Here is a 7,240-nt window from a genome sequence, read left to right on the forward strand (position 1 = left end):
CTGTGCTGGTCGGGCTCGGTGTCTGGCAGTTGCAGCGCCGGACAGCCAAGCACGAGTTGATCGCGGCACTCACCGAGCGGCTTGCGGCGGCGCCGGTCGCTTTGCCGGCGGCCGCGCAGTGGCCTGCGTTGAATCCTGCCCGCGACGAATTTCGCCGCGTCAGCTTCACCGCTACCTACGCAGCCCTGCCCGATGCGATGGTGTATTCCTCCGGCTCCGCCGTGCGCAAGGACGCCTCCGGCCCGGGTACTTGGGCGTTCCTGCCGGCACGGCTCCCCGGCGGCGAAATGGTCGTGATCGATGCGGGCTTCGTCGAGAACACGATGCAGGATCGCGGGGTCGAGGACCGGGCGGTGAAGAAGCTCGTCACCGGCCAACCTGTCGAGCTCACCGGCTATCTGCGCTTTCCGCAGGCGCCAGGCTGGCTGACGCCGGCGGAGAATCGCGACAAGCGGCTCTGGTTCGTGCGCGATCATCTGGGAATCGCAAGCGCGCTCGGCTGGGGCTCAGTTGCGCCGTTCTATATCGATCTCGAAGGGCCCGCGCCCGCGAACGGCATTCCGCGTCCCGGCCGGCTCGAGGTGAACCTGAAGGACGATCACCTGCAATATGCCGTGACCTGGTTCACGCTTGCAGGCGCCGTGCTGATCGCCTTCGCCGTGTGGGCAAGGGGCCGGCGGCAGAGCTGAGCTCATGCGCGGACATCGAGGGAACCCGGTATCGCCCGGGGTTTATTATTCAGCCCATATTCACGAGTGTGGTCCTAAGCCGCCGGTATTTTCCGCGGCAGACAGGATTGCAGCGTGAGCGATTTCGATCAGATGGGAATTATCGTCGATTGGGTGGACGCATGCCGGAAGGGCGACCTCGCGACGCTGCTCGACCTCTATGCGGACGATGCGCAGCTCGAATGTACCTGTCACGGCACGCGGCGCTACCGCGGCCGCAACGAGATCAAGGCCTATTGGCAGCCGCGGCTTAGCGCCTTCTCGTCGGCAGGTTTCGGGCTGGAGGAGATCCATCCTGCGCCCCACGGCGTCGATCTCGAATATTCCGTCGCCGGCGCGCTGCGCATTCAGGCCTCGTTTCGCTTCAGCCCGGATGGCAAGATCCGCAGCACGCTGTGCGAACCGGCGCCGCAGAACGCGCATGATGGCTGCTGCGCGTGCTGAAGCGAAAATGGCTTCAGGTTGAATCGATTGGTCCGGCTCTTTCAGCTCTCTCGCAAGCCGCAAGCGGGGAGAAGCAGCGCACCACCGCGATTACCGCAGTCAGGTCTCACCTCATCGCGCTTCAGCCGCTGACCGGTGCTTCGCGTGCCGGTTCGACCGGAAGGCGGCAGCGCACGTAAGTCCGGTCTTCCACGCGCAACAGCGACAGAGATCCGCTCAGCGCACGCACGCGCTCTTGCATGCCGGTCAGGCCGCGGCCGAAGACGTTGTCCGCAGGAAAACCGCCGCCATCGTCGGAAATCTCGATCACGAGCATCTCGCTCGCGACGGTCGCCTGTACGTGAGCGTTGCCGGCGTCGGCATGACGCAACACGTTGGTCAGTGCTTCTTGGATCACGCGATACACGGTCTGGGCCAGCGGCCCGTCCATCCCGTCGAGAGCGGGATCTAGCGTGTCCGTCAGGACGATGTGTGGCGCTTGCTTGCGAAAATTCCGGAGCAGCGTCTCTACGCTGCTCGAAAGGCCCAGTTCCCCGATATAGAGCGGCCGCAGCCGGTCGAGGATACGGCGGTTGGTCTGCTGGAGCGCCTCGACCGAACGCAGCAGGTCCTGCGCCGAATTGCCGAGATGTCCCGCTGGCTGGGAGGCCTCGGCCAGCGCGACCGTGCCGGCGCGGATGCTGAACAGAAGCGTCCCGAGTTCGTCGTGCAGTTCACGGGCGAGATCGCGCCGCTCGTCGTCCTGGACCGACACCAGGCGGTGCATCAGCTCGCGATTGTCCTGGTTCAATTGCGCCAGCGTTGCAGCCAGCGCGTTCGCCTCTTCGCAGCTTTGCCGAATCTCCGCCGGACCGCCCACGGGAATCGGGCGGGTGTAGTCGCCCCGTCGTATTCGCGTGAGACCTTCGCCGAGATCTCGCAGGGGACGCAGGGCGGATCCTGTCAAGACATGGGCAATCGTGCCGGTAAGAACCATCATCACGACGACCAGGCCGGTGAGCGCAAGAAAGCCGATCCATTTCTCGAACAGGTCGGCCGACATGTCCGGCGCGGATACGATGTCGCCGACGCGTTTGCCGTCGATCATGACCGGGGATGCTGTCTCCATGTCGGGTATGGCGAGGAGGTCGACGAACCATTGCGGCACGCCATGCGGCTTGTGCAGGCCGCCCCTCGGCGGCGCCGTGGGATCTACTTCCATGGTGCGGAATTGGATATCGGAGGAGGTGTCCAGGGAATGGACGAAGGCGTCCAGTGTCCGCCGTGGATTGTCCGATGCGCGCAGGGTGTTGTTGAGTGCGGCAGCGATGGCCTCGGTCGAACGCCGCCGCGGCTCGCTCTCCTCCGCCAATTGGCCCGTCGCGAAAATCTGGAGCAGCACGCCCCCGAGGATCAGCGCAGCGAGAAAACTGGCCCCAAGCGGCAGAAACAATTGCGTTCGGAACGAAAGTCGTTGCCACATTAGGCCAATTCTAACGCGCATCGGCCGGATTTTCTCTTTCCATTTGTTCCCGCCGGTCTATGAGTCGAAGAACAAGAGAGTGCGCGATGCAAGATACCACCAAGCTGGCAACCAGGGTCCTGATCGTCGACGACCATCCCGTTGTGCTGTCGGGTTGCCGCACCCTGTTCGCGTCCGACCATTCGATCCGCATCGAGGAAGCGACGGACGCCAAATCCGGGCATCGCGCCTATGTCAGCAAGCGGCCCGACGTGACGGTGATCGACATCAGCCTGCCCGACGTCTCCGGCTTCGAGCTGATGCGGCGCATCCGCAAGGATGATCCCGGCGCCAAGATCATCATGTTCAGCATGAACGATGATCCGGCCTTCGTGGTGCGGGCAGTCGAGCTTGGTGCACAGGGCTATGTCTCCAAGGGGGACGATCCCAGGGTCCTCTTGAAAGCGGTGCGCAAGGTGGTCGCGGGCGACAATTTCATCTCGCCGCAGCTCGCGGAGGCCGTGACGTTTTCAGGAGCTGCGATCAAGGCCAATCCGGCTTCCCAGATGACACCGCGGGAGCTTGAAATTCTCCGCCTGCTCGGTCGCGGCAACAAGATCGTCGAGGTCGCCGAGGCGCTCGGCATCTCCTACAAGACGGTCGCCAACACGACCTCCCTGCTCAAGCAGAAGCTGGGCGCCAAGAACCACTCCGACCTGATCCGGATCGCAGTGGAAATCGGCATGAACTGAACTGACATGGCGCTGGCGACCGAACCGGCTGCTTCAGGACGCAGCGGTTCGGTCGGCGGATCGACGCCGCCCGTTGCCGGGCAATGCATGGACAACGGCTGACACCATCCGCGCACACAATGGACGCAGGCTGCATTCGTTCCTGATCTGGAAAAGTATCCCGGGAAGAAGTGGTATTTTGCTCCAGATCAACCGAAGGAATAGTTGTTCCCCTGCCAGACAGGGTCGGGATAAATAGGAACATTCTCCCGCGTGCGCGGTTTCACCTCTTGACGATTCCGCAACGGGCATCGAAGCTTGCGGACGAGTTTGGGGGGCGGCGACCCCGACGAGGCAAATCGGTCTGCACACAACGACAGGCCTTCCAAGAGAAGGGCTGCGGCAAATGCCGCAGCCCTTTTTCGTTTGGCTGGGGTAGGCGGAAGAGCGGTTTCCCGATGCCGCAAAACACTTTATGGTGGCCCAAAGCCTCTGGCTGTTGGCAAGTACTTACTTAAAATCAAAGGCTTAAGGATCGAGCGCCGCCTCGCCCCGCCTTTGGAGGGCAGTTTGACTCGTTATATCTCGACCCGGGGCGAGGCCCCGGAACTCGGCTTCTGCGACGTGATGCTGACCGGGCTCGCGCGCGACGGTGGCCTCTATGTGCCGGCCGTCTGGCCGCAGCTCTCCACCGAGGCCATCGCCGGATTCTTCGGTCGCCCCTATTGGGAGGTCGCGGTCGATGTGATTCGTCCCTTCGCCGGCGGCGAGATCTCGGACGCCGAGCTCGGCCGCATGGCCAACGAGGCCTATGCCACCTTCCGTCATCCCGCGGTGGTGCCGCTGCGCCAGATGGCGCCGCATCAGTTCGTGCTGGAGCTGTTCCACGGCCCGACGCTCGCCTTCAAGGACGTCGCGATGCAGCTGATCTCGCGGCTGATGGACCACGTGCTCGCCAAGCGCGGCCAGCGCACCACCATCGTGGTCGCAACCTCCGGCGATACCGGCGGTGCCGCCGTGGACGCCTTCGCCGGCCTCGAGAACGTCGATCTCATCGTGCTGTTTCCGCATGGCCGCATCTCCGAGGTGCAGCGGCGGATGATGACGACGACGGGGGCGGCCAATGTCCATGCGCTCGCCATCGAGGGCAATTTCGACGATTGCCAGGCGCTCGTGAAGGGGATGTTCAACAATCATCGCTTCCGCGATGCCACCGCACTATCCGGCGTCAATTCCATCAACTGGGCGCGCATCGTCGCCCAAGTGGTCTATTATTTTACGTCCGCCGTCGCCATCGGGGCGCCGGCGCGTGCGGTCGATTTCGTGGTGCCGACGGGCAATTTCGGTGACATCTTCGCGGGCTACGTCGCCAAGCGCATGGGGCTGCCGGTCCGCACCCTGCGCATCGCCGCCAACGTCAACGACATCCTGGCGCGCACGCTGAAAACCGGGATCTACGAGGTGCGCGAGGTGCACGCGACGGCGTCGCCATCGATGGACATCCAGATCTCGTCGAATTTCGAGCGGCTGCTGTTCGAGGCCGGCCGGCGCGACGCGGCGGGCGTGCGCCGTCTGATGGAACAGCTGAAGCAGTCCGGACGTTTCGTGCTGCCCGATGTGACGCTCGCCGCAATTCGCGATGGGTTCGACGCCGGGCGCGCCGACGAGACCGAGACCGCAGCGGCGATCCGCGCCGCCTGGCGCGAAGCGGGCGAACTGGTCGATCCCCATACGGCGGTGGCCCTCGCCGTCGCGGACCGCGACACCACCGACACGCGGGTGCCGAGCATCGTGCTCTCCACCGCCCATCCGGCCAAATTCCCCGATGCGGTCGAGGCGGCGTGCGGCCACCGGCCGCAACTGCCGGCCTGGCTCGACGGCCTGATGACCAAATCCGAACACATCAAGGTGATGAAGAACGATCAGGGCGAGCTCGAGCGGTTCGTGTTGTCGGTCAGCCGCGCCGCAAAGCAGGGAGTTGCCGGATGAGCGTCGAGATGTCCAAGCTTGCCTCCGGCCTGACCATCGTCACCGACAGGATGCCCCATCTCGAAACTGCCGCGCTCGGCGTCTGGGCCGGCGTCGGCGGGCGCGACGAGAAGCCGAATGAGCACGGCATCTCGCATCTGCTCGAGCACATGGCGTTCAAGGGCACGACGACGCGCTCCTCGCGCGAGATCGTCGAGGAGATCGAGGCGGTCGGCGGCGATCTCAATGCCGGCACCTCGACAGAGACGACGTCCTATTACGCGCGGGTGCTGAAAGCCGATGTGCCGCTCGCGCTCGACGTGCTCGCCGACATCCTCGCCAATCCCGCGTTCGAGCCCGACGAGCTGGAGCGCGAGAAGAACGTCATCGTGCAGGAAATCGGGGCCGCGCAGGACACGCCGGATGACGTCGTGTTCGAGCATCTGAACGAGCTCTGCTATCCCGACCAGCCGATGGGCCGCTCGCTGCTCGGCACTGCCAAGACCCTGCGCGCCTTCAACCGCGACATGCTGCGTGGCTACCTCTCGACGCACTATCGCGGGCCCGACATGGTGGTGGCGGCGGCCGGCGCGGTCGATCACGACCAGGTCGCCGCCGAGGTCGAAAAGCGCTTTGCAAGCTTCGAGGCGACGCCGGGACCCAAGCCGCAATCGGCCCAGTTCGGCCAGGGCGGTGTCAAGGTGGTGCATCGCGAGCTCGAACAGGCTCATCTGACGCTCGCGCTCGAAGGGGTGCCGCAGGCCGATCCGTCGCTGTTCTCACTCCAGGTCTTCACCAACATCCTCGGCGGCGGAATGTCGTCGCGCCTGTTCCAGGAGGTGCGCGAGAAGCGCGGCCTCTGCTACTCCATCTATTCGTTCCACGCGCCCTATACCGACACCGGCTTCTTCGGCCTCTACACCGGCACCGATCCGGCCGATGCTCCGGAGATGATGGAGGTGGTGGTCGACATCATGAACGAGTCGGTGGAGACGCTGACCGAGGCCGAGATCGCCCGGGCCAAGGCGCAGATGAAGGCGGGTCTGTTGATGGCGCTGGAGAGCTGCTCCTCCCGCGCCGAGCAGCTCGCCAGGCATGTGCTGGCCTATGGCCGCCCGCAAACCGTCCAGGAGCTGGTGGCCCGGATCGATGCCGTCAGCGTCGAATCGACACGGGACGCGGCCCGTGCGCTGCTGTTGCGGAGCCGCCCCGCCGTTGTCGCACTGGGTAGCGGCAGGGGTCTGGACACGGCGGTGTCTTTTGCGGAAGGATTGACCCGGGCGCGCGCCAAGGCGCGGCTGCATTAGGAGCCGCGCGCGGGCTGATCTGCCTCGGGAAGCATCACCATGGCCCTGTTTCGCCTGCCATCCAGTGGACCCGCCGCCCTCGCCCCGCGCGGCAACGGGTTGTTGCTGCGCGCACCGCAAATGTCGGACTTCCTGCAATGGGCTCATTTGCGGGAAACCAGCCGCGACTATCTCACGCCCTGGGAGCCGATCTGGCCGTCCGACGATCTGACGCGCTCCGGCTTCCGCCGCCGCCTCCGCCGCTATGCCGAGGACATCGCGGCGGACCGCTCCTATCCCTTTCTGATCTTCCGCGAACTCGACGGCGCCCTGGTCGGCGGCATCACGCTGGCCAATGTCCGGCGCGGCATCGTGCAGGCGGGGACCATCGGCTATTGGGTGGGCCAGCCTCATGCCCATCGCGGCTACATGACGGCGGCCCTGCGGGTGCTGCTGCCGACGCTGTTCGGCGAGCTCAATCTGCACCGGGTCGAGGCCGCCTGCATCCCCACCAATGCGCCGTCGATCCGGGTGCTGGAGAAGTGCGGCTTCTCGCGCGAGGGCCTGGCGCGCCGTTATCTCTGCATCAACGGGGTCTGGCAGGATCATTTGCTGTTCGGCCTCTTGCACGAGGATTTCCGC

General features: G+C 65.0%; 7 protein-coding genes. 6 read left to right on the plus strand and 1 reads right to left on the minus strand.

All coding sequences use genetic code 11. From position 1 onward, the window contains the following. A partial coding sequence (locus JHD07_RS27910) for an SURF1 family protein (protein WP_291627917.1) occupies positions 1 to 689 on the plus strand: 689 nt, incomplete at its 5' end. Between the two features lie 114 nt (positions 690 to 803). Further along, entirely contained in the window at positions 804 to 1,172 is a 369-nt protein-coding gene (locus tag JHD07_RS27915) for a nuclear transport factor 2 family protein (RefSeq protein ID WP_291627919.1), read from the plus strand. 121 nt (positions 1,173 to 1,293) lie between these two features. Here JHD07_RS27915 and JHD07_RS27920 read toward each other — a convergent pair whose 3' ends face one another. Next, complete coding sequence (locus tag JHD07_RS27920; RefSeq protein ID WP_291627921.1) at positions 1,294 to 2,634, minus strand: ATP-binding protein; 1,341 nt, start codon at positions 2,632 to 2,634, stop codon at positions 1,294 to 1,296. Positions 2,635 to 2,720: 86 nt separating this feature from the next. Here JHD07_RS27920 and JHD07_RS27925 point away from each other — a divergent pair, with 86 nt between their 5' ends. The 4 genes from JHD07_RS27925 to JHD07_RS27940 form a co-directional block, all read left to right on the plus strand. After that, positions 2,721 to 3,365, plus strand: coding sequence for a response regulator transcription factor (locus tag JHD07_RS27925; RefSeq protein ID WP_291627923.1), 645 nt, complete (start codon positions 2,721 to 2,723; stop codon positions 3,363 to 3,365). Between the two features lie 549 nt (positions 3,366 to 3,914). Then, positions 3,915 to 5,333 carry a threonine synthase gene (thrC, locus tag JHD07_RS27930; protein WP_291627925.1) on the plus strand — a complete coding sequence of 473 codons (1,419 nt, stop codon included), beginning with the start codon at positions 3,915 to 3,917 and terminating at the stop codon, positions 5,331 to 5,333. Next, complete coding sequence (locus JHD07_RS27935; RefSeq protein WP_291627927.1) at positions 5,330 to 6,619, plus strand: pitrilysin family protein; 1,290 nt, start codon at positions 5,330 to 5,332, stop codon at positions 6,617 to 6,619. The genes thrC and JHD07_RS27935 overlap by 4 nt, the downstream gene beginning before the upstream one ends. Positions 6,620 to 6,658: 39 nt before the next feature. Further along, on the plus strand, positions 6,659 to 7,240 hold a 582-nt coding region (locus JHD07_RS27940), incomplete at its 3' end, for a GNAT family protein (protein WP_291627929.1).

Source organism: Bradyrhizobium sp., assembly GCF_016462955.1.
In the GTDB taxonomy this organism is placed as follows: Bacteria; Pseudomonadota; Alphaproteobacteria; order Rhizobiales; family Xanthobacteraceae; genus Bradyrhizobium.

What these genes read in the sequence shown, in the direction of transcription:
- JHD07_RS27920 (WP_291627921.1), bottom strand. Translation starts at nt 2,634, where the DNA reads ATGTGGCAACGACTTTCGTTCCGAACGCAATTGTTTCTGCCGCTTGGG.
- JHD07_RS27925 (WP_291627923.1), top strand. Translation starts at nt 2,721, where the DNA reads ATGCAAGATACCACCAAGCTGGCAACCAGGGTCCTGATCGTCGACGAC.
- JHD07_RS27935 (WP_291627927.1), top strand. Translation starts at nt 5,330, where the DNA reads ATGAGCGTCGAGATGTCCAAGCTTGCCTCCGGCCTGACCATCGTCACC.